The organism is Arcicella sp. LKC2W (assembly GCF_034931005.1).
In the GTDB taxonomy this organism is placed as follows: Bacteria; Bacteroidota; Bacteroidia; order Cytophagales; family Spirosomataceae; genus Arcicella.
Window position 1 is genome coordinate 217,408 of sequence record NZ_JAYGIN010000015.1, and the last position, 22,149, is coordinate 239,556.

Sequence of the window (22,149 nt, forward strand, 5' to 3'; positions counted from 1 at the left end):
CTGGCGTATGGGATACGCCACTACAAATTTTTACGAAACTCTACTGGCGTTTGGTTCGTCAACTTTTTGAAATATTTTGAAAAATAAGATTGGTCAGCAAAATTGAGTTGATATGCAATTTGCGAAACGCCCAAATCTGTATGGGTTAATAATCGCTTAATTTCCATTATCATGCGGTCATTAATTAAATCAGTTGAAGTTCTTCCTGTGATATTTTTCACGGTTTCACTCAGGTGATTCGATGTAATTTTCAAGAGTTCTGCATATTCCTTCACTGACAAATTCTCCTGACATTTTTCTTCAATTAATTGTTTAAAACGCTTCACTAAAATACGTCCTTTATTGGTAGATTCTTCGGTAACATGAACAGGGTAAATCCGTTTACTTTGAATCAACACTAAATCCAACAATGCCCTAATAACCTCCTCATTATCAGCTAATTTTAAATAATTTTCTTGGATTGCTTTCTTAAAAAGGTCAATAAAATTTTGCCTTTCTGCTTCATTTTCTAAATAAAGAGGCGGTGTTTCTTGGGCTAAATTATAGAAAAATGGCAACTCAAAAAGTTTGTAAGGGTCAGTTTTATTGAAATGATAAAACGACGAAGTAAACAGGAAAATAAAGCCCTGCACATCTTCGGATAATACTAATTCATGGATTTGCCCTGGTGAAACAAAGAAAATGGTGTAAGGCTTAATGACATAATCCTGCATATCAATCGTATAAACGCCTTCGCCCTGTGTGATGAAAAGAATCTCATAAAAATCATCGTGCCTATGCGGATAAGTCACTTTAAAATTTCGGTGAATATCAAAAGGTTCAATCTGAAACTGAATGGTATTTTCGGTTTTAGAATTGAACTTGTCTATGCTATAAACGGGGATTGATTGCATGAATAATTTAGTGATTGGGTGATTTATGATTGAGTGATTTTTCCACCGAAAGTATATTTTTATAAATATTTTCACAATTAACATTTTACATAAAAGACTGTAAAACAATCAATTAAATATAAATAGTAAAATTCAAAATATTCATTACCCATCATAACTACCTAAAATTAAGGATTATTTACCACAATATTTCAATGGTTTTTGATGAACTTTACATTATAAATTTCGCTGTGGGGAACACGGCAGACAATACTTAACAAAATCACTCAAAAAATAATGGCAAATTATTTCAATACTCTTTCATTAAGAGAAAAACTTAGTCAATTAGGCGTTTGTGAATTCATGGATAGCAGTGCATTCGCTGACGGTGTTAAAGCTTTAGAAGGTAAAAAAATTGTGGTAGTAGGTTGTGGAGCTCAAGGACTTAACCAAGGTTTAAACCTTCGTGATTCTGGCTTAGACGTTTCTTACGCTCTCCGTCAAGAAGCTATCGACGCAAAAAGACAATCTTGGAAAAGTGCTACTGAAAATAATTTCACAGTTGGTACTTACGAGCAATTAATTCCAACGGCTGACTTAGTAATCAACCTTACGCCAGATAAACAACATACAGCGGTTGTTTCAGCGGTAATGCCATTGATGAAACAAGATGCTACGCTTTCTTATTCACATGGTTTCAACATCGTTGAAGAAGGAATGCAAATCCGTAAAGATTTAACAGTTATTATGGTTGCTCCAAAATGCCCAGGTTCAGAAGTTCGTGCTGAATATGTTCGTGGTTTTGGTGTGCCTACTTTGATTGCCGTTCACCCAGAAAACGACCCACAAGGAAAAGGTTGGGATTACGCAAAAGCTTATTGCGTAGGTACAGGTGGACACCGTGCGGGTGTATTGAAATCATCATTTGTGGCAGAAGTAAAATCTGACTTAATGGGTGAGCAAACTATCCTTTGTGGTTTGTTGCAAACTGGTTCAATCCTTTGTTTCGACAAAATGATTGAGAAAGGAATCGACGCTGGATATGCTTCAAAATTAATCCAATACGGTTGGGAAACTATCACGGAAGCATTGAAACAAGGTGGTATTACGGGTATGTTCGACAGACTTTCAAATCCTGCGAAAATCAAAGCATTTGAAATTTCTGAAGAATTGAAAACGATTATGCGTCCGTTGTTCCAAAAGCACCAAGACGATATCATGAGCGGTCATTTCTCGCAAACAATGATGGAAGACTGGGCTAACGACGATAAAAACTTATTGACTTGGAGAGCAGCAACTGGCGAAACAGCATTCGAAAAAACACCTGCTGGAGCGGTTAAAATTGCAGAACAAGAATATTTTGACAACGGTCTTTTGATGGTTGCAATGGTACGTGCAGGTGTTGAATTAGCGTATGAAACAATGGTAGAATCAGGAATCATTGAAGAATCTGCTTACTACGAATCATTACACGAAACGCCACTTATCGCAAATACAATTGCACGTAGAAAATTATTTGAAATGAACTCAGTAATTTCTGATACGGCTGAATACGGATGTTATTTATTCGACCACGCTTGTAAGCCATTATTAGCTGATTTCATGACGAAAGTTGAGACTGACATCGTTGGTAAAAACTTCAACGAAGGAAAAGATAACGGTGTAGATAACAGAACATTAAACGCAGTAAATAAAGCAATTCGTAGCCATTCAATTGAGAAAGTTGGTGACAGATTACGTCAGGCAATGGGTGCTATGAAAGCAATTGCTACGGTAGCGTAATTCAGTTATCAATAATCAGAAAACAGTGATTAACGTTTGTTGGTCACTGCTTCCTAAACAAAAATCCTGTAAACTTTGAAGATTTACAGGATTTTTTTATTGTAGCTGAATAAAGGCTAAACCGTCTCCCAATCCGCTTCTGGCAAATATTCTACCAAGCCTTTTTCGGTTTTTCCAACGGCTACTCTTCCTGATTTTAAATATTCCAAAATCTCCCAATTTTTCATGTATTGGTAGAATTCAGAAATTTCTGCTTCTGTTCCGTTCTTTTCAATTACTACGTAATCAAGTCCCCAATGAACAACTTTTGCGTTCCAGTCGAGGTTGATTTCTTTGATGTCTAATGGCGTTCCTCCAAGTGGAGTTGCTAATTTAAAAAGAGCAATTTCGTTGAATACAATTTCGTGGTCAAGATACCCGAAAACGGCTAAAACATCAACCACTTTACGGATTTGACGTACTAATTTCTCAACAGCATCACGACTTTCGTGACGAATCACGATGGTGAAGCGAGAAACGCCCTTACGTTCGGTTTCACAAACAGTTAAGGACTCTATATTTAACCTTCTACGAGTAAAAATAATCGTAATACGGTTCAATAAACCAATGGTATTGGTGGTGAATATGGATAATGTGTATGTTGTCATTGTTTTGATTACGGAGCAATAAATTTAACCTAAAATCAATTTTGCTCTTTCTACTTTAAGAAAATATTAGATAACTTAGTATGTAGGGGCGTATCGGATACGCCCAAACTAATATCGGGCGTATCCGATACGCCCCTACATATTATCGAAATTATTATTCCAAACGAATACTCGACACGCTTCCACCAGCAGGAACCATTGGGAATACGTTTTCTTCTTTCTCACAAACAATTTCTAACAAGTATGGCGTATTAGCTGCCAACATTTTATCCAATTCTCCCGATAATTCAGCACGGTCTGAAACCTTGTGAGCATCAATACCAAAACCTTTGGCAATGGTAATAAAATCAGGGTTTTGTAGTTCTACGAATGAATATCTTTTCTCGAAAAACAACTGTTGCCACTGACGAACCATTCCTAAGAAATTATTATTCAAAATGATGATTTTTACAGGTAAACCACTTTGAGCAATCGTTCCCAATTCTTGAATTGTCATTTGAAAACCGCCATCACCAATTAAGGCAATTACTTCACGGTCGGGAGCTCCAACTTTAGCCCCAAAAGCAGCAGGAAGGGCAAATCCCATTGTACCAGCACCACCTGATGTCACCAACGAATTTGGTTTCATGTACTCATAATAGCGGTTGACAATCATTTGGTGTTGTCCAACGTCTGTTACCGTAACGGCTTCACCTTTTGTCTTTTTAGAAAGCATCGCAACGGCTTCTCCCATCTTGATTTGGTCGCCATCATGGAATAAATCACGTTTAGAAACCTTCTCAAATTCTACTTCATCATACTTTTTGAATTCTGCAATCCATTCGGTATGCTTACGTTCTTTGATTAATGGTAAAAGGGCTTTCAGTGCTTCTCTGGCATCACCTACAACTGGTGCAGTTGCCACGATATTTTTGTTAATTTCTGCAGGGTCAATATCTATATGAACAACCTTTGCTTGACTGATAAATTTAGCCAAATCACCCGTTACACGGTCATCAAAACGCATTCCGATGGCAATGATTAAATCGGCTTCGTCTGTCAAAACATTTGCTCCATAGTTTCCGTGCATTCCTAACCAACCAATATAATTTGGGTGATTATGGGGCAATGCTGACATTCCCAAAAGTGTAGTAGCTACTGGAATATCGGCTTTTCGAGCAAAGGCATCTAATTCATCCTGAGCATTAGCAATTAAAATACCATGACCTGCAAAAATATATGGTTTTTGAGCCGAGTTTATCAATTTGGCAGCTTCCTCAACTTGTGATTGCTTCGGAATATATCTCGGACGGTAACTTACAATTTCATCACAAGGCTTATAGACAAATGGTTTTGTCATAAAATCTGCTTGGGCGGTGCGAGTAATATCCAATAATACTGGGCCTGGACGACCAGACTCGGCAATATAAAATGCCTTCGCCATGATTTCTGGAATTTCATCGGCATCTGTAATTTGATAATTCCACTTAGTTACTGGCATCGACATACCAATAATATCACATTCTTGGAAAGCATCTGTTCCCAATAAATTAGCTTTTACTTGACCAACCAAACAAACCATTGGTGTTGAGTCCAACAAAGCATCAGCGATGGGAGTCATTAAATTAGTTGCTCCTGGGCCAGATGTCACCATCGCAACCCCTGCACGCCCTGTCATACGAGCATACCCTTGGGCAGCGTGTCCAGCACCTTGTTCGTGACGAACCAAAATATGTTTAATACGGTCTTGATAATCATAGAGGGCATCGTAAGTTGGCATAATTGCCCCTCCAGGATAACCGAAAATGGTTTTTACATTATTCTCTACCAAACATTGCATGATGGCTTGAGCTCCCGATAAAAACTTGGGAGGTTCGATTGTGGTCGCTTCTGCGGTCATGGTTTGTGTGTTTGCCATGTTGTTAATTTTTTAATTGAATAATTTTTATTCTTGTGGTTTTGTGTCTTTGATAATTTTACTTTTCTGGTTGTGGATGATTCCTAAAATTTCACCCAACTGCATTGCCTACAAACTCCCAGAATAATACAAACTAAATCTATATTTATTCAAAATTTCTACGTGTTTTTTTAATCTTTCTGGATATGGATAAATGAAATTTTTCACCATAATATTTGAGTAATCCGACTGCAAAACCAATTCTTTGGCAGTAAGAATATCCGTATTTTTCTCATTTGCCAACTTAATGTATCGTCCTTGTGTAAAAACTAAATAGGAGAAAAAAGCCAACACTGATAATAAAAAAGCATTCTTAACAAATTTTAAGTTATTCCAACGGTTTAAGTATTCAAAATGGATGAGTATTGACACAAAGAATAATAACGTAAAAGGTAAACTCAAAATACAGTATCGCTTCGCCAAACTTTGTTCAACACCTTCCGATGCCCTCCCGTAGGCGGTCATCAAACTAATTAAAACACCAAACAATCCAAATATCAAATAAGGAATTAAATGCTTTAATTTTTCTCTGTCAAATTTGAAAATCAGGTAAGTTGCTCCAAAAATTGAGATAAATTGCCCAATGGAAAAAATAATTCCCAACGTACTATTTGATGTAATATTATTAGAAAGAAAACTCAAACAATAAGGAACGATTTTTAAGGGATTTAAAGTTCTTTCCGTCAAAACACTGGTCGAATGATAATCACTAAAGTAAAAAAATACTTGAAGCGTCATACACAGCGAAACAAATAAGATAAAACCAATTTTATTCTTTATTTCTAAGCTATTTAATATAATTATAGCAAGAATACACACCCACGTCAGGAAGCCCGTTGCATAAGATAAAGTAGCAATATGAGCCAATAAACAACTAATCAAGACATTTCTCCATGTAATTTTTTGCAAAATAATCAATGATAAAAACGTAGCAAAAATCATTAAATAATGACATAGAATAAATCCAGAAATAATGCCTTCATAATTCTTAAATGAAAATATCATCACCATACACATCACTAAAACGATATGATTGATGGTACTTTTTGAGCTTAAAAAACTAAAAACATTACGCTTAAAAATCAAGTAAAATCCAAACAAGAGTACCATGTTGAACGAAACCAGATAAAACGACTGCCATTTACTAATTAAGATAATGAACAAATTTATCAAATGAGGATACAACATTCTGCACTCGTTATGAGGAGCATTTAAAACTGAAATACTGAGCGTTCCTTCATAATAATGTTTGACAAAACCCGCCAATTCCCATTCATCAATCGTTGGAATGTTGAGTTGGTTAACAAATAAGTATGAAATTAATGAGGCAAAAATGGTAATTTCTAATACAGTAAAAATGCTTGAATTAATTAATTTCATAAATTTCATCTTTAATTTTTTCGATTTTACCCCCATTTATAAAATCTATTTTATCTACTCATTAAGCAGTTTATTCCATCTTAGATCATCTCGATTGGTCAAAATTCTGTATTTTAACCAATCGAGAAAACGATATTTTCTTATAAATCCGTCACACAACCTTCACTCGCAGAGCTTACATTTTTCACGTATTTACGCAAAACACCTTGCTTAAATGGCGACTCGATTGGTTTCCAAAGTTTACGTCTTTCTTCCAATTCTTCGTCTGAAACGTGTACATGAAGAATATTATTGGTAGCATCAATGGTGATTAAGTCTCCGTCTTTTACCAAACCAATATTTCCACCTACTTGAGCTTCTGGCGTAACGTGTCCAACCACAAAACCATGCGTACCACCCGAGAAACGTCCGTCAGTAATCATGGCTACTTTATTTCCTAAACCTGCTCCCATTACTGCCGAAGTTGGTTTCAACATTTCTGGCATTCCTGGCCCACCTTTTGGACCTTCGTTACGAATTACAATTACTTGTCCTTCCACGATTTCGCCTTTTTGCAAAAACTCAATTACTTCTTCTTCACATTCACAAACTTTAGCAACTCCTTCAAATTTCTCTCCTTCTTTTCCTGTAATTTTTGCGACTGCTCCGCCAGTAGCCAAGTTTCCGTACAAAATTTGTAAGTGACCCGTTGCTTTGATTGGACTTGTTAATGGCACAATTATTTTTTGCGTTTCAAAATTCAACTCAGGAACTTCTGCTAAATTTTCAGCAATGGTTTTACCCGTAATCGTCATACAATCACCGTGTAATAAACCTTCTTGTAACAAGTATTTCATTACCGCAGGAACTCCACCAATTGCCAACATATCTTCCATGTAGTATTTTCCAGAAGGTTTTAAGTCAGCGATTAAAGGCGTTCTGTCAGAAATTGCTTGAATATCCTTCAAGGTAAAATCAACCTCCGCTGCACGAGCAATTGCCAAATAATGAAGAACAGCATTGGTTGAACCACCCATTGCCATTACAACCGTCATAGCATTTTCAAATGCCTTGCGAGTCATGATTTCACGTGGAAGAATATTTTTCTCCAACATATTTTTCATGGCAGCCCCAATCGCTAAACATTCAGCTTTTTTGCCTTCGTGCGTTGCTGGATACGATGATGAATTTGGCAAAGTCAAACCCATTGCTTCCATCGAACTCGCCATTGTGTTAGCTGTGTACATACCTCCACAAGCTCCTGCTCCTGGGATGGCATTTTTGATAACACCTTCGTAATCTTCGTCTGAAATATTTCCTGCGAATTTCTTTCCTAAAGCTTCAAAAGCAGAAACGATGTCTAATTTTTGTCCTTTGTATTCTCCTGAACGAATTGTTCCACCATAAACTAACATGGCAGGACGATTCAAACGAGCAATTGCCATCATGGCTCCTGGCATATTTTTGTCGCAACCCACTACGGCAATTACGCCGTCGTACCATTGAGCACCCACTACGTTTTCGATTGAATCAGCAATTAAATCACGAGAAGGCAAAGAATATGACATTCCGTTGTTTCCGTTAGTCATTCCGTCTGAAACGCCAATGGTATGAAAAATCAAACCAACCATTCCATTATCTTGAATACCTTTTTTGACATGAACCGAAAGTCCGTTCAAGTGCATATTACAAGTATTTCCTTCATAACCCGTGCTGGCGATACCAATTTGGGCTTTTTGCATATCTTCTGTTGTCAGACCGATACCATAAAGCATCGCTTTTGCAGCAGGATTTGTAACTTCTTGAGTAAGTGTACGAGAGAATTTGTTAAGTTGATTTTCAGTACTCATGATTGATTGTTTTGATAGTTTTTTTAATAGTAGGACAGGTTTTCAACCTGTCAGGACGCAATTGACAGGTTGGAAACCTGTCCTACAGTTCAAACAAAAGACCTTCCTCGGATAGAGAAAGGTCTTTAATGATATATAAAAGCCTATCTCTAACTTTTTAGCAGAGCAGAATTAGGACTACAATAATATTTAAACCATGTTGAAGCATCTAAATTAATCATATTATTTAACAGCGAAAATTCGCTATATTATTATTCGATACTGAACAAATATACAGGAGTTTATTTCTTAATTGCAAAGAAAAACCAAATAATATTTTACCAATTCACACTTTCGCCAATGATTATTTTTTGAATTATGCATAAAATTCAAAAGATAATTCTTTAAATAATTAAATTTACTATCTTTTATTTTGCAAAAAAGGACAGATTCAAGAGAAAATATTTTTGCGAATTTTAGAAAATTACATTTAGCGAAAATTCGCAAAATTCATTTTTGTATAGTATAGGAATCTTTTCTGTGCATTGGATGAAGATACACGGGAAAGATTCCCGTGCTACAAACTACCAACCAACGTATCCTTCTGGAATAATTTCGTTGAGTCGTAAATAACAAATTGCTTGTCCACGATGATGAATGATGTGGTTTTCCATAGCATAGAAAAAACGCCAAACGGGCAAACTTCCTCCCGCATAATCTTCGGGTTTTAGCAATTGTTCAGCTTTGGTAGCATTGACCACCGTTATAACCCAAGCGTAAAACTGTTGAAGTTCCTTTTCCAAATCAGCTTTTGATAATTTTGCCCAAAATGACGGTGGCGTTTTCTCGTAAGGATTGGGAATATTTAAACGCCCAGACAATTGCATAGCCGTATAAATGATACAATGCACAAATTGCGTTCTGAACGAAAACGACTCGGGAGTATAACGAAACTCCAATTTCTCTTCGGGCATTTGGTTGAAAATTGTCAGCGTATATTCCTCCGAGCGTTTCCAAGCGGTTGCAAATTCATCTTTAAAACCCAAAAGGTCTTTTTCAATTTGCTTTTTTCCAAAACTTGGGATGGTAATTAATCCTGCTGTTAGAGTTTTTAAGAGGGTATTTCTGGAGATTTTCATGCAGTTGATTTTAGTGTTTAAAATGCGTCAAAGACGCTAAACCAAACGACCCTGAGTGCAAATCAGGGTCAGCGATTGATTATAGTGTTTTATGTTTGTTTACGAAAAATCCCACGCCACCACTTCCCATAATTCTGGATAAGTCGTATCAAAATATTCGTGGATAATTTCAAAACCTACTCGTTTATGAGCCGCCAATGAACGGAGATTTCGCTTGGCAATTTCGGTTACGCAAAGCTCAAAATGGTCGGATAATTCGGTTTTATGTTTGGCGTAAAGTCCATCAAAAATACCTTGTCCTCGGTAGCCTTCCGCTACGCAAATCTGCCCCATTGCGTAGTATTTGGTATCTTTTATCAGTTTGCCTTTGTATTCCAATTTGTCCAACATTTCAAACATGGCGGTCAACACTGGAACGTCAAATCTGAAACTTTCGGGCATTACTAAAGCGTAACCCACCACTTTGTCGCCGTCTTTAGCAATAATTTGCGGATAAGCCTGATTCATGCGTGAAAGCAGGTCAAAATTATGAACTACGGTAACAAATCCTTGGTCGTTGGCAACGTCTTCGGAGATATTTTTCGTCAAATTTACTTGTTGCAAATCCAATAATTGTTGGATTTCTCGGTCTGTCGTTATGGTCGTGAAAATGACACTCATAAATTTAATGGATAGTTTTTAATGAAAATTGTACTTAAATTGATTGATTTTTTACGGAATTATCTACTATTTGTAGCAAGACAAAATTAGACCACGGATAGAACAGATAAAACAGATTTACACTGACTTTCCTTTAAATTTATCCCTGTAAATCCGTTGAATCAGTACAATCTGTGGGCTAATTTTATTCTGCGACAAATTGTAGATAGTTCCGATTTTTTATTCCTCTCCAAATAGGAATTATCCCATAATTTGAGGCTTATGTAAATTTATAAATATACTTTTTTGAAACAAAGGTAATTCGACAGACTTCAATCTGTAAATCAAAATAACTCCAAAGAAGTGAAAATAGTGTAAGTTTGTAGCACAAAATTTTACGAATATGAACGAAGTAATCAATCTATTAAACAATCGAATTTCATTAGCAAATTCCTATATTTCTACACTTTCAGAAGAAGATTTACAAGCCAAAAGCAATCCAGAAGTTTGGTCTAAAAAAGAGATTTTAGGGCATTTAATTGATTCAGCCCAAAGTAATATCCGTAGAATGGTTGTTGGACAATATCAGGAAAATGCACATATTATTTATCATCAAAACGAATGGGTTAAAGCGGCTGATTATCAGAACTATGACTCAAAAGATTTACTTGGTTTTTGGGTGTTATTGAATAAACATTTTTGTCAAATCTTAAGCAATTTACCTCTTGAAAATTACAAAACTATCACCAATTGGGGCAGTGCAACAACTCCTATGCTGAAAGATGATTTGGTTACACTTGAATTTGTTGCCAATGACTATGTTCGCCACCTCGACCATCATCTCAGACAAATAGGAGTGACTATTTAACATGATTTTTTCCCTACGAAAAGCGACTGACAACGACCTTGATTTGACTTACAAAACCAAGAAAAATGCCTTGTACGAATATCTCGAAATGCTTTGGGGTTGGAACGAACAAGCCCAAGATGAATTTCATCGTGAACACTACAAAAAAGAGCATTTCCAAATTATTGAACGGCACGAAGAAGGTATTGGTTATCTCGAAATAGAAAATCGTGAGGACCATATTTTTCTGGCAAATATCATGATTTTGAAGCAATTTCAAGGAAATGGAATTGGTAAAATCATTCTTCAAGATTTAATAAAACAACATTCTGAAATACATTTGGAGGTTTTGAAAGTTAATAAAAGAGCTATTCAGTTTTATCAAAATTTAGGTTTTGTGATGATTGAAGAAAGTGAAGATTCTTTCACACTGTATTTCAGCAACTCCTCAGAACAACAATCATTCCTCTAAAAATCAACCCCTTACAAAAGTATTACTTTCAAAATTTGCTTTATTCAAAATCATTTGGCATTTTTACCAAACAATCGTTTGGCAAAACATTCTTAAATCAGATTGATTTACAAAATTTTATACAATGATTAATAGTATAAACTGGGTGAGTTCTTTGAATTTGCCCAGTTTTTAATTCCAAAACCATTCAAAACATGACGAAACAAGAAATTATCCAAAAACTTTCAGAAGGTTTCAATATTGTTGAAACCTCTATAAATCACTCAGCAATCGATATTTTCTACCAAAAAAAAGAAAAATGGTCGGCTGCCCAAAATATCCAGCACTTGATTCTCTCGGTGAAACCATTAAATTTAGCTTTCACCTTACCCAATTTTGCTCTGTTATTTTTTGGAAAATTGAACAGAAGTCCAAGAAATTATGAAGAAATGGTGGAGAAATATCACCAAAAATTAGCGGAAGGAAATGTTCCTACTGGGCAATTTACTCCCAAAGAAGAAGACATCAACAAGGACGAATTATTGAAGCAATTTAGAACGGTAAATGATACATTTTTGAAAAAGGTTGATGAATTTTCGGAAGAAGATTTAGATAAATATCTCTTACCACATCCACTTTTAGGCAAATTGACACTTCGAGAAATGTTATACTTTACGATTTATCATACCTTGCATCATTATAAAGCGATATTATTTCAACTCAGTTGAAGGAGTGCCAGAAATTGAAAAAGGCGAATGTATTCCATTCGCCTTTTAGGTTATTAATATACAATCTGATAAACAATTTGAACGAAATGATAAAGACCAAATCTATCAAAACTGTTCAGAATATTTTACATTTTATGAATGTCACCATCAAAAATAGCAACTGCTAACCCCACAAATATCATTGCTACACAAGCGACTGTTTTCCAACAAAAACTCAATACATTTTTCATCTTACTTAATTTTAAAATTAACACCGATATTAAAACCGATTTTATTAGGTTTAACTAACAAGAAGGCGTTGCTGTCGCTTTGTTGATTGAGTGAATAACTAAAAGTTGGCTCAATAAATAAGTAAGCATTGTCTCCAATTTGACGAGTTACGCCGTAAGCAAAGTTGGCAAAACCGTTAAACTGATGATTGCCATTAAGCCTATAAGCTCCCTCTGCACCGACATTCACATAATGTGTGAGTGCCTCTCCTTTTAGGAATATATATTGTAATTCAATTTTTGTGCCTAAATAGTTTGCAGCCTGTGAATATGTTTTATTTATTTCTGCAAAACTCACATCAACCCCTTTATTATCAGGCGATTGCACGACTAAGGAGTCTGTCCTAATCTGATAATTGATGCTGTGTTTGGTACTTGTATAAGTTAATCCTGTACGTAGCTTAAACTTATCAGATAGGGTAAAAATGACCCCACCTTGTGTATAAAATCCCAGACGGTCATCATCATCATTTACGGCTATTCCATGTACAAAATTTGCATCGTTGCCATTAGGCGTAATTGTGTAATAATTCAATAAAGGCATTACACTAAAATACAAATCAATTGGCTTTGACTCTTTGAAATATTCTTCTTCTTTTTGCAAAGTTACATATTTCAACTTTAGTTTTCTAAAATCATTTGATAATAAACTATAATCTTTTGAGTTTAAGATTGTCAATAAAAAACCTTTATTATTATTAAATACATTAAGTAATGGGCTTTTATTGCCTTTAATGTCAAAAATATTTTCATTTATTTCATGATAATTTTCTACAATGCTCTCTTTAGATATTTTTGAGGGAAAAAGGTTTAATTGAGCTTTATTATTTTTATTATATTTTTTAGACTTATTCTGATTTTCAATATTGAAAATGGTACTTTTTTCAGAAGTCACCTCAACAAAAGTCTGATTTTCAGGTGTAGCATTAAAATGATTGGGATTAGTATAATTAGTAACCAGTTTTGATTTTTTATTAGAAATAATCTTTGAAAAAAGCTGAGTAGTCTCATTTTGCTTTTCTTCTAATTTGTGCGAAGGAGTTGATTTAGCATTCAATGGTATTATACCTATTTTCTGATTATCATTTTCTACTTTTTGTAATACTAATTTACGTTCAAATTCAGTCATTTTTTTGGGGTGAAATCCTGAAAAAGTTACGGTATTTTCTTCTGAAGATTTTGAGAAATGATACACGCTCAAACCTGTCAATAACATAATTAATGCTATCGTTGAGATTTGCCAATACGGTATTTTCCTTGTGGGGTTCACAGGGAGTTGAGGCTCTATTTTATGCCAAAGTTGGAAATCTGGTTCAGACTCGAAATCAGCGAATCTGTCTCTAAATACATCCTCAAAAGGGTCGTTTTCGTTATTAAGTGCGTTCATAGCTGATAATTCCCATTGGTTTTAGTTGCTTTCTAAGCAGTTCTTTTGCTCGTGAGAGTTGCGATTTTGACGTATTCTCACTCACTCCCAACATCTGTCCGATTTCAGCATGGCTATAACCATCAATTACATAGAGGTTAAAAACCATACGGTAGCCGTCGGGAAGTTGGTTGATAAGTGTCAGCAATTCTTCATTTGAAAGATTAGCTAACAGGTTGGGGTAATCATCGTTGCTTAGTAAAGTGCTTTCATAATCGGTATTTTGTTGGAATTTAAGATTTGCGTGGTAGTAATTAATGGCAGTCCTGATAACCGTCTGACGAACCCAAGCACCCACCGCTCCTGCTTTTTCGAGGGTATGGATGTTGTTGAAAATTTTTACAAAGGCTTCTTGATAAATATCTTCGGCTTCATCGGGCGTGCGGGTATAACGCCGACAAACACCCATCAATTTGCCCTTGTACAAGTTGTAAAAGGCAGTTTGGGCTTTGCGGTCATTATTTTGGCAGGCTTTGACTAATTCCTGTTCGTTTATCATGCGTTTGGGCTTTCGGCTATTGGCTTTAAGCTTGGGCCTTTTTTTTAAGAGAAGTTATTTATCGTAAGCGATTTGCGAAAAGCAAATAGCATAGGCTATTTATTAACAATGAAACTGTTTAAACTTTCTCAATTATGTCAATTCTTGATTAGATTGAATCTTATCGTCTGGTTGAGCTACCTCGTCTGACTATCGTCAGACTGCGTGTAAAGTTCTACCTCGTCTGACTATCGTCTGACTGCGTGTAAAGTCTACCTCGTCTGACTATCGTCTGACTGCGTGTAAAGTTCTACGCAGTCAGACGATAGTCAGACGAGGTAGCTCGACCATACGATAGTCAGACAGGGTCACAAAGACGATTTCTAAGTCCTATTTCTACGAAATCTCAAAAGTTTAAACAGCTTTAATACAGTGTTTAATAAGTTTTCTGAATAATTTTCACCCTAAAATGTTTGATTGGAGAACTTCCCGAAAGTTTTAGAACTTTCGGGAAGTTTAAATAACTTATTAAACAGTGTATTTAATATCATAAAGCTTATTCTATTTGCAAACCTGAATATTTTAGCATTTTTGAGAAACTCCCCCCCAAAAACTTACAATCATTTTTTAATCTTAACGGTAAAATTGGCTTTCAACGTCTCACCGTTAGTCGTGGTAACCATATATTTAAACTGGTCGTTATGCTCTTTTCCATCAGAAGGTTTTAGTTTATACCATAACTTTTTACCTTCTATTCGCAATGTTCCAAAATTTGGTTGTACCTCAAAATTTACGGACTTTATCTCTACACAAGTGGTCAGATATAAGCTATACGGAATTTCTATTTCCGTTTCTTTTACTTGACTAACAGACACTTCCATTTCTCCATTTTTGGCATCAGCTTTACAGGTTACAACTTCTTTGATATATATTTCAACCATCATTTTCAAAGGGTTCTTTCCTTCTTTATCCGTAATGGTATATTCTAAGGCATCAATGGTGGCTTTATTCGCCGTTTGAGTATATTCTATTTCGCTATTATTAACAATTGCTTTCCCAAAACGTGGTTGAACTGAAATTTTAAGGCTCTTTTTGTCATAATTATCACAGAGTTTATCATTGTCTAACACCTTAATAGTCTGAGCATTAGCATTTGTTTTATTAATAACCAAAAGGTCCGGCATCAAAAACGTTTTACATAAATTTCCCTCTACGTCTATTCTCACACCCGCAATCATACATTTGGGCGTAGCACCGCCTGTACAAATACGATACAAGAAAATATCATCAGCACTCAAGCCAGTCCGAGGAGTGTATAAAACACGATTATTTTGAATAGAAGCTGTTCCTAAAAGTGGTTTCTCAACAATTTCAAGGGTTACAGAATCAAGAATGGCATTACAAAATCGGTCATTTTTTAAGATATTCAGAACGGAAGGCGTATTCACTTTTACGGTATAAAAATCAGGAATTGCCCCTGCATTACACGGAATTTTATTGATGTCTGAACTTACGACAATTCGGAGGGTGTCTTGTTTTGTTTTGATGGGGTCAGTATTGATGGTTTTGTAAATCAATAATTCTGACGTTTCGGCTTTGGCAGAATCAGCTTTATACAAAATCAATCCTGATTTACTGAAACTGATTTTACCAAATTTAGGTAAAGCTTCAAGCTTTAGAGAAGTAAAACCTTGTGATTTTAACAATAAATCTTTTGTATCAAAAGCAACGAAATTATTGGGTTGGGTATAAATAATTCTGGTATTAATCAACGGAGTTTCTACCGTAGGATTGACAATCACTGGCGTAGGCACTTGTTTTATTTCATCGCAAGACGACAGAAGACACAGTACGATAAATATCAATATGTTTACTACATTTTTCATGCTTTTGTAAGATGTAATTGTGTTAGAAAGTATTGAGTACGATGTGTAAAGTATCAAGCTGTAATTTTTCAAAACCACAAACACGCTGTACTTCAACTCAATACTCTCCTACACAACTACCTCTCAAATTTGGATTATTATTCAGTTCCAAAGAATTGTATTATCCTTTTTTTGCCGCTAAGAATTTACCATTTTTATCAAAATAAACATGGTATTTATCAGTTCCAACGGTGATATACACATAATATGCTTCGGGCGAGCTATCTTTTAAAGTAACCGTACCCTTGGTGAATGTCCAACCTGCATACGTTTTGTTTAAATATTCGGTAATAATTGCTGGCAAATCTGTCACAATTATTACTTTATTTTCAAATTTAGGTAATTGAATGGTTGGTGTTTCTACCACTTTCAAGAACTTCCCGTCTTTATCGAAGAATAAAATTGATATTTTTTTATCTTTCAACAAGATGATAGAATACGAATCTATCACGCCACCTTTCAACAATACCACTCCTTTTTCGTATTTCCAGTCTTTATAATTTATTTGGATATAATCTTTAATAACTTGCGGTAAATCACTTTCTTTCAAGGATTTATCCTCAATTTTCTTACTTGGGTCGATAGAATCCGTTTTGATTAATTTTCCTTCATTATCATACGTAAATTCATAAAGGATACCATCTTTTTTAGCTGTTACAAAATATTTCTTTTTACCGTCAGAATTAGTTTTCACGACTGCTCCAATAAAATCATAACCAGTCAATTGAGTTTGAATTATAGTTGGCAAATCGGCTAATTTTGCAGCAAAAATCTTATTTTTATCCCCCGAAACATTATTCTTTGGTTCGGTAAATGTTGCCACAACTGCCAATTTAGCATCAAAGACAATCGTAATTTTTTGGTCATTATGTTCTATCAAAACTTTGTATGAAGCATTGCCAGAAGCATCTTTTCCGATGGCTACTTTTTCAAGTTTATAACCCAAATAAGTAGTAGAAAGATACGTTTTGATAGCATCTGGCAGTTTCAAACTATCAGCCGAATGATATACACTTAAGATTTGTCCTGTTGCAGAAACCGCTGCTTCATGCAACACACCCGACACCGAGAAATCACATCCGTAAACTTTTTTATCATCAATCGTTGAAACTGAAAGATTGGTAGCCGCTGGGTAATCTGTTTTAATCACTGCCGAAATGCGGGCAGTCGTTGTATTATCAACCGATTGTGCTGGCTCTATTGCCGTATCTAATTTTTCGGTACAGCCAGCCAATAAACCTACTAAGGTCATCGAGCAAATAAAAATAAGTTTTTTCATGTTTTAAGATATCAAGAGTTTTAATAATCAAGTTTTAATAATTTTTTGCAGCTACAACCATTAGACAAGAACGTACAAGTGAAGGGTTGCATTGTTGAAATTATTTTTTTTGAAACCACCAAAACCCTCCCAAAAGTAAAACGATACCCGCAAGCAGATAAAACCAAAATTTATTAAAGCTTATGGCTTCGGCATCACCCACTAAAACCGCCGCCGCCCAAAAGGTAGGTAATTGCTTTTCGCCAGATTGACTTTGAAGAAACTCCAATTTAGCTTTTTGCAGAGAAATATCTTTTGAATATCCTTCCGATAAATACCTGTAAAACAACTCGTTGAGTGTATAAGTTGCCTGATTTTCAACGCTCCAAAGTGTTGTTAATGTAGCGGGTATTCCCAAAGCGGCAAAACCTCTTGAAAGGCTCAAAATCCCCTCTCCTACTGCATTTTTACCAACGGCAGTTTTACAGGCTGACAATGCCATTAATTGAGTTTTGAAGCGTTCTAAACCTGATAATTCTGATAATTTCAAGACCGAATCTTTAAAATAAATCATGGGTTCTTGGTCGGTGCTATCAGCTTGGGCATGGGTATAAAGATGCACAATTTGATAATTGTGGGCATTAGCTAAAAATGTATTTTTGGTGGCTTCTTGTTGATTAAAATTCTTCCCAAATAAGAAGTTTGAGGTGATAGTTGCCAACGAAAAATCAGAGCCTGAAAGAGCTGTTTGGTTCAAATTATCACTAAAATTCACAGGCGACATTCCCATAAATTTATGCCGAAATGAAAATGATTTCTCGCCTAAGTTTTTCAACAAAAATTGCATCGAATAAGTGTAACTAATGGCATTATCATTGAGTAAATATGACGGCTTTTGTGCCGATTTACTGAGGGCTTCAAAGGGAATAAAAAAGCCGTCTTGAGCAATAATCAATCGTCCTTTGGGAATAAAAATATTAGTAAACATTTGCCGATAAAGTTGATTACTAATACTCAAAAATCCTTTAAAGTCACTATTACACATTTGATTATCAGCACAATAAGACAAAAAACGAGTAGCATTATCTGCATAATTTTTCACATCAATGGCATACATATTTACACTATCATCAGATACTTGTAAAGCATAAATGGCATTTTTACCCACAAAATATTCGAGCAGTGTTTGGTCATTTATCAAATACTTTTTGACTTGATTTAGTGAAACCAACGTTGTATCATATTTATACCTAAAATAAGTCGGATTTTTTGTTTCTAAACCTCTAATAAATTGCTCCTGTTGCTTCTGAATATCAAGCACTTTCATTTGTAAGTTTTCGTACTTATCAGAGTTTTCATTTTCAGAAGATAGCTTTTTATTTAGTTCCGTTATTTTTTGTTGAAAATCAACTTCTTTAGCCAAATCTTCGGGGGAAAGTTGTTGTTTTGCGGTCAGCTCGTTGAGGCGGTCATTGAGAAGAATTGCCTTACTTTTCTCAAAAAAATAAAACGCCTTATCATAATTTTTCAGCAAAAAACAGGTCTTAATTGCCTGTTCATAAAGTGAATGAGTTTTGCTCCGCCAAAATAATTTAGAAGTTGTGCCTGTATGTTCAAAACGCATAATGTCGATTAATTTGTCGGCAATACTGTACGTTTCAAGAGCCACTTTCAGGTGTTCAGGAGATTTTGTTTTTTCGTAATATTCAAGCCAAGTTTCGGCTTTATCGGTCAACGTTGTAAGATAAAAAGATTTGAAATCTGCTCGTTTGAGTGAAGAAACCGATGGATTATCAAAAAGTGACGTATTTTTAAAGCCAATGGGAGCAATTGCTAAAGCCTTTTGGAAGAATAAAAAAGCCAATGGATACTCCTTTTTCATTCTATAAGTTGAAGCAATATCATCCAAAATATTGACTTTTATGTATGGACTTTCGTTGGTTTTGAGGGCAATATTAAAGTGAGCTAAGGCTTTGTTGTAATCTTTCAGATAATAATATGCCATGCCGAGACTAATATAAGTCATCGAAAACATATAGGTTTCTTCACTAAGAGCGAAGTATTTTTGAGCCTTTTGATAAAGTGTAATTGCCTCATTATAAGCTTGTTTACTCTTGAAATTTTGGGCTAATATATAATAAGCATACGCCAAATATGAAAAACTTTCAGCGTTACCATTTTCCAATACTTCAATGGCTTTGTACAAAATGACATCCGCTTCAGATGATTTTCCTAAACTGTTTAAGGCTTTGGCTTTTTCAGTATAACACAAACCCAACACCATTTTATCGCCTTTTTGCTTACCATAATTAATGCCAATATCTGCTTGGGTAATGGCTTTTTCAAAGTCCCCAATTTTACTCCAAATCATTGCTTTTTGAGAATATGATTTAGACAAAAACTTTGATTTTTTGGGAAATTTCTTTGCCATTAAAATACTCAAGTCAAAGGCATCAGAAGCTTTTTGGTTTTCACCTTGATGATTATAATATTTGCCCAAACAAAAATAATTACTCTCCAAACAAGATTCGTCATAGCCTCGTTGGTGAGATTTATTCAACACAATAGCTTGATTGATAAATTGAATAGCTTTTTCGTATTGATTATCGGCAGCAAAATTTTCTGCGATTTTTTCTAAAATAAATGTGTAGGTAGAATCTTTAATATTACATTTTGAGCAAATCTGACTCAAATTAATAAATACATTTTGTGGAGATTTTACTTTAATAGCCTTTTGATAATTGAGCCAAATTTCAGAAGAGGTTGGACAATTTGCCCAAGAGAATAAATTGGAGAGAATAACAAAAAGAAAAGTATAAAGATATTTTTGCATAGTTTTAAATTGAAACAGTTTTGGGTTAACTGCTTCAATTTAAAACTTTTATAGGAGATTTAAAATTTTCTTACGGATTTGTATATCGTCTAATTTTCCCTTTGCGGCTAAGAGAATTGATAAAATCATTTTTCACAAAAACTGGTTTTCGTTGCATATATTTCACAACCTCTGCCACCACATAAGGTGCGGCATAAGATGTTCCTGCTTCATAAGAACCCGTTTTCCCTACTGAGTTTGGAATGGCGTGCAAACAAGTAATTCCCATCATATCGGCATCTACTGAAAGGTCTATTTTCTTCGCTGAAATTGATTTATTCATACAAACCATACCCTTAAATTTACTGGTAACTGTCACAACGTTATTTCCGAACAAAGCATCATCAGCATAACACGCTGGATAATAAGGATTTGCATCAATATCAATTTGCTCATTTCCAGCAGAACAAATAACAATTAATTTTGCTTCCACCGCCCGACGCATCACTTCTCTGAATATTGGCGAATCTTTCTTTCCTCCCCAACTGGCATTTACTACCTTCATTTTATGTTTAATAGCATATAAAATGGCACATAAATTATCATATAAATTGCCAATATTTTGGCTGTCAAAGGTCTTTAAACCAACGATTTTCAAATTTTTAGCGTATGCTTTTCCAGTTTCTTGTACAATAACTCGTGCAATTTTTGTTCCGTGAATGACTGGATTTGGGTCAGTTACGTCATTGGTAGAAGTTGCACCTTCTGCCACAAAATTATAGTCTAAAGTTGAGTCTAAGTGATTCGCAATAAAAGGTTCATCATTTGCATTAATACCAGAGTCAATAATACCAATGGTAAACGTTTCAGACTTTCCAGAACCTACCACTGGCTCATTACGAGCTTGTTTCAATGAGCCTAAATATGGTGATTTATATGTTGGCATATTTGGGTCAAAATGTGGCACTCCTGCTCCAATAATTTCACCGTCTGGATTTAAAGTCGTTTCTATTTTATGCAAATCTGGTCCAGCAAGCATTAATAAACCTCCATCACAATCACAGGTTTTATTAGCATCTACAATAACATTGACAGCATCAGCCACTTTAAAAACATTCACAATTCTACTTAACATATTGGGGGTTTCTCTTTCACTTGATTTATTTTCTGGCGTTATATCTTCAAGCGTTTTATTGCCAGACAAAACCTCCCATTTCCAATAGCTTTCCAATTCTTTCTCAACAGATTCTATTGCCTCACTTTGCTGACTTTTTACGGTATCTTTTCCCATCAATAATACCGCCCGACGATTTTTTAGTACATAACCAGCACCTTCTAAATAAACATAATTTGATGCCCCCCTCATGACTGAATCTAATTGCGTAAATGAACGAGACCTATTGGATTCTTCTCCAATAATTTTGGGTTTTGTTCCGAGTGAAAAGTAGAAGAAAATAGAGAATAATAAAAGAAGTAGTAGGAGAACAAGCAGTGGACGTTTCATGGTTTAATAATTAAAGGGTTAAATATTGAAAAGTTTCAACTGGAAATTTAGTCGCAATTATCAGTAGAAAAGGAAACACGAACAGTTTAATAATTTAAGATACAAATTATCTCAATCAAGAAATAATGTAATCTTAATAACTTATTTAACGGTTCACAATCAAATGAAATACACCGTATTAATTCATTCCGTACCTTTGCCCCAAATTATTTTAGTAAAATAATCTCAGATACTTTAAAATCTGATAA

General features: G+C 35.0%; 17 protein-coding genes. 4 read left to right on the forward strand and 13 right to left on the reverse strand.

Annotated features, from left to right (window positions below):
• Positions 1–20: 20 nt before the first annotated feature.
• Positions 21–893 (reverse strand): AraC family transcriptional regulator, encoded by an 873-nt coding sequence (locus VB796_RS13940; RefSeq protein WP_323347173.1) that lies wholly within the window; start codon positions 891–893, stop codon positions 21–23.
• A 276-nt stretch (positions 894–1,169) separates the two neighbouring features.
• Between VB796_RS13940 and ilvC the strand changes: the two genes are divergently transcribed.
• Complete coding sequence (gene ilvC / locus VB796_RS13945) at positions 1,170–2,654, forward strand: ketol-acid reductoisomerase (protein WP_109743876.1); 1,485 nt, start codon at positions 1,170–1,172, stop codon at positions 2,652–2,654.
• 116 nt (positions 2,655–2,770) lie between these two features.
• On the opposite strand, the gene ilvN is transcribed toward ilvC, so the two are convergent.
• From ilvN to VB796_RS13975, 6 genes are all read right to left on the reverse strand, one after another.
• A complete protein-coding gene (gene ilvN, locus VB796_RS13950) occupies positions 2,771–3,301 on the reverse strand; it encodes an acetolactate synthase small subunit (RefSeq protein WP_109743873.1) in 531 nt (176 codons plus the stop codon).
• A 154-nt stretch (positions 3,302–3,455) separates the two neighbouring features.
• Positions 3,456–5,198 (reverse strand): biosynthetic-type acetolactate synthase large subunit, encoded by a 1,743-nt coding sequence (ilvB, locus tag VB796_RS13955; protein ID WP_323347174.1) that lies wholly within the window; start codon positions 5,196–5,198, stop codon positions 3,456–3,458.
• A 108-nt stretch (positions 5,199–5,306) separates the two neighbouring features.
• Positions 5,307–6,617, reverse strand: coding sequence for a hypothetical protein (locus VB796_RS13960; RefSeq protein WP_323347175.1), 1,311 nt, complete (start codon positions 6,615–6,617; stop codon positions 5,307–5,309).
• A gap of 140 nt (positions 6,618–6,757) precedes the next feature.
• Entirely contained in the window at positions 6,758–8,446 is a 1,689-nt protein-coding gene (gene ilvD / locus VB796_RS13965) for a dihydroxy-acid dehydratase (RefSeq protein WP_323347176.1), read from the reverse strand.
• A 563-nt stretch (positions 8,447–9,009) separates the two neighbouring features.
• Positions 9,010–9,564, reverse strand: coding sequence for a DinB family protein (locus VB796_RS13970; RefSeq protein ID WP_323347177.1), 555 nt, complete (start codon positions 9,562–9,564; stop codon positions 9,010–9,012).
• Between the two features lie 99 nt (positions 9,565–9,663).
• On the reverse strand, positions 9,664–10,224 hold the full coding sequence (locus VB796_RS13975; RefSeq protein ID WP_323347178.1) for a GNAT family N-acetyltransferase: 561 nt from the start codon (positions 10,222–10,224) through the stop codon (positions 9,664–9,666).
• 382 nt (positions 10,225–10,606) lie between these two features.
• On the opposite strand from VB796_RS13975, the gene VB796_RS13980 reads away from it, so the two are divergent.
• From VB796_RS13980 to VB796_RS13990, 3 genes are all read left to right on the forward strand, one after another.
• On the forward strand, positions 10,607–11,071 hold the full coding sequence (locus tag VB796_RS13980) for a DinB family protein (RefSeq protein WP_323347179.1): 465 nt from the start codon (positions 10,607–10,609) through the stop codon (positions 11,069–11,071).
• A 1-nt stretch (position 11,072) separates the two neighbouring features.
• Entirely contained in the window at positions 11,073–11,522 is a 450-nt protein-coding gene (locus VB796_RS13985) for a GNAT family N-acetyltransferase (RefSeq protein WP_323347180.1), read from the forward strand.
• A 194-nt stretch (positions 11,523–11,716) separates the two neighbouring features.
• A complete protein-coding gene (locus tag VB796_RS13990) occupies positions 11,717–12,229 on the forward strand; it encodes a DinB family protein (RefSeq protein ID WP_323347181.1) in 513 nt (170 codons plus the stop codon).
• 231 nt (positions 12,230–12,460) lie between these two features.
• Here the strand turns inward: VB796_RS13990 and VB796_RS13995 are convergent, their stop codons facing one another.
• The 6 genes from VB796_RS13995 to VB796_RS14020 form a co-directional block, all read right to left on the reverse strand.
• Positions 12,461–13,885 carry a hypothetical protein gene (locus tag VB796_RS13995; RefSeq protein ID WP_323347182.1) on the reverse strand — a complete coding sequence of 475 codons (1,425 nt, stop codon included), beginning with the start codon at positions 13,883–13,885 and terminating at the stop codon, positions 12,461–12,463.
• On the reverse strand, positions 13,872–14,423 hold the full coding sequence (locus tag VB796_RS14000) for an RNA polymerase sigma factor (protein WP_323347183.1): 552 nt from the start codon (positions 14,421–14,423) through the stop codon (positions 13,872–13,874). Before VB796_RS14000 ends, VB796_RS13995 begins: the two co-directional genes overlap by 14 nt.
• A gap of 599 nt (positions 14,424–15,022) precedes the next feature.
• Entirely contained in the window at positions 15,023–16,288 is a 1,266-nt protein-coding gene (locus VB796_RS14005; protein WP_323347184.1) for an Ig-like domain-containing protein, read from the reverse strand.
• Between the two features lie 160 nt (positions 16,289–16,448).
• The gene (locus tag VB796_RS14010) at positions 16,449–17,606 is read right to left on the reverse strand and encodes a PepSY-like domain-containing protein (RefSeq protein ID WP_323347185.1); all 1,158 of its coding nucleotides are present in this window, start codon (positions 17,604–17,606) and stop codon (positions 16,449–16,451) included.
• Between the two features lie 100 nt (positions 17,607–17,706).
• Positions 17,707–20,418 carry a CHAT domain-containing tetratricopeptide repeat protein gene (locus VB796_RS14015; protein ID WP_323347186.1) on the reverse strand — a complete coding sequence of 904 codons (2,712 nt, stop codon included), beginning with the start codon at positions 20,416–20,418 and terminating at the stop codon, positions 17,707–17,709.
• 70 nt (positions 20,419–20,488) lie between these two features.
• On the reverse strand, positions 20,489–21,901 hold the full coding sequence (locus VB796_RS14020; protein ID WP_323347187.1) for a S8 family peptidase: 1,413 nt from the start codon (positions 21,899–21,901) through the stop codon (positions 20,489–20,491).
• Positions 21,902–22,149: the final 248 nt, after the last annotated feature.